This is a genomic window from Halolamina salina (assembly GCF_042678005.1).
Classification (GTDB): domain Archaea; phylum Halobacteriota; class Halobacteria; order Halobacteriales; family Haloferacaceae; genus Halolamina; species Halolamina salina.
This window is the reverse complement of the sequence record NZ_JBHUDH010000088.1, coordinates 1-1,756: the sequence shown is the minus strand read 5'-3', so window position 1 is coordinate 1,756 and position 1,756 is coordinate 1. Positions and strand designations below refer to the sequence as shown.

Genomic DNA, 1,756 nt, shown 5'->3' with positions numbered 1-1,756 from the left:
GCGATCCGGGCCGCCATCGTCGCGCTCTCGGCGTCGTTCTCGCCGCGGGCCGGGACGAGCACGTGGTCGTCGCCGTGGGTCGTGCCGTAGAGGTACGTCGCCCGGCGCTCGTACACCGTCTTGTCCCAGACGGCGAAGGCGCCGGCCACCAGCGCCGTCGAGAGCAGGACGCTGACGACGTACGCCGAGCGCGGGGAGAGTTCGAGCACGAACAGCGACAGCGGGCGGAGCACGACGGTCCCGGTCCCCATGTCGACGACCAGCACCAGCGGCGCCGACGAGAACGCCGACGGCTCCTCGACGTCGAGCACCCACGTCACGATCGCGGTGAGCGCGATCGCGCTGGCGGCGGCGATCGGGGGGACGGTCCCCCCCGCGGCGCTCGGGAGCAGCCGTTCGGCGGCCACGAACGCGATCCAGCCACAGATCGCGCCCGCGGTGATCCCGCCGACGAAGCGCCGCGGCGACGCGTAGCGACTCTCCGGGCGGACGAACAGCGTGTACGCCCCCGAGGCCAGCGGCGGGAAGAGGAGATACGGCAGCGCCGCGACCGCGTTCGAGAGCAGCGTCACCAGCGCGATGAGCAGCGGGACGAACACCAGCGCCGAGAGGCGGACGAGGTTGTCGGTGTTCTCCGCCCAGCGCCGGAACTCGGCGACCTCGCGGCGCTCGACGGACCGACAGCGCCGACAGATCGCGCGGACTCGCTCCCGGAGGCCCATTCAGAGCGCGGCGACGGCGTCGAGCGCGATCCCGATGGCGCGCTCGACGTTGTCCTTGGCTTTCTCGGGGAGTTCGTCCTCCTCGGTCTCGCCCTTCTGGGTTCCCTTCACGAGGTTGCCGTCGACCGTACAGATCGCGCCCGCGGCCATCCCGCGGCGGCGAGCCAGCGAGAACACCGCGGCGGCCTCCATCTCGATGCAGAGCAGGCCGGCTTCCTCCCAGTCCTCGACGAACTCGTCGCTCTCGTTGTAGAACGCGTCGTCGGAGACGATCGGGCCGACGTGGACGTCCTCGTCGTTGGCCTCCGAGGCGTCGACGAGGTTCGAGAGCACGTCGTAGTCCGGCACCGCGGGGTAGGTCGCGGACTCGTAGCGCTTGCTCGTCCCTTCCTCCTTGGCGGCGCCGGTGGCGACGACCATGTCGCCGATCTCGATCTCCTCCTGCAGCGCGCCGGTGGTGCCCACGCGGAGGACGGTCTCGACGCCGACGTTGTGCAGTTCCTCGATCGCGATGGCGGCGGAGGGGCAGCCGATCCCCGTCGAGCAGATCGTCAGCTCGGTCCCCTCGTACTCGGCGTTGACGACCTTGTACTCGCGGTTCTGGGACACCTCCTCGACGTTCTCACACTGGGCGGCGATGCGGTCGACACGACCCGGGTCGCCCGGGATGAGCGCGATCTCGTTCACGTCGCCGTCGCCGACGAGCAGGTGGGGCTGTTTGGCCATACTCGCGGTTGCCGGCGGCGAGGGCAAAAGCGCCGCGGTCCGGCCGGGCGTCGGATCAGGCCGTGATCGAGAACAGCAGGAGGTTGTGCGCGCCGGGGCCAAGCCCCACGGCGGCGACGAACGCGAGCAGCAGTCGGCCCTCGCGGGGCGCCTCCCGGACCGACTCCGCGAGCAGCGCCGTGATCCCGCCGGCGAGCGCGAGCTTCACCAGCACGAACAGCCACGCGCTCCCGAACAGGTCGGCGGTCGGCAGCGTCGCGCCGAACTCGATCACCGCCCGCGAGAGCGGCGTCCGCTCGGTCGCGCCG

At 71.5% G+C, this 1,756-nt stretch carries 2 protein-coding genes and 1 pseudogene; all 3 read right to left on the bottom strand.

The genetic code is table 11. The features are described from left to right. Positions 1–722: HPP family protein (locus ACFR9S_RS08415; protein WP_379818420.1), on the bottom strand; the 722-nt coding region annotated here is incomplete at its 3' end. Then, entirely contained in the window at positions 723–1,448 is a 726-nt protein-coding gene (locus ACFR9S_RS08410) for a nucleoside phosphorylase (protein WP_379732711.1), read from the bottom strand. 55 nt (positions 1,449–1,503) lie between these two features. Beyond that, a pseudogene (locus ACFR9S_RS08405) lies at positions 1,504–1,756 on the bottom strand (DUF63 family protein); the annotation flags it as partial.

Excerpts from the sequence above, each read along its gene's own strand:
- ACFR9S_RS08410 (WP_379732711.1), bottom strand. The coding sequence starts at position 1,448 with ATGGCCAAACAGCCCCACCTGCTCGTCGGCGACGGCGACGTGAACGAG.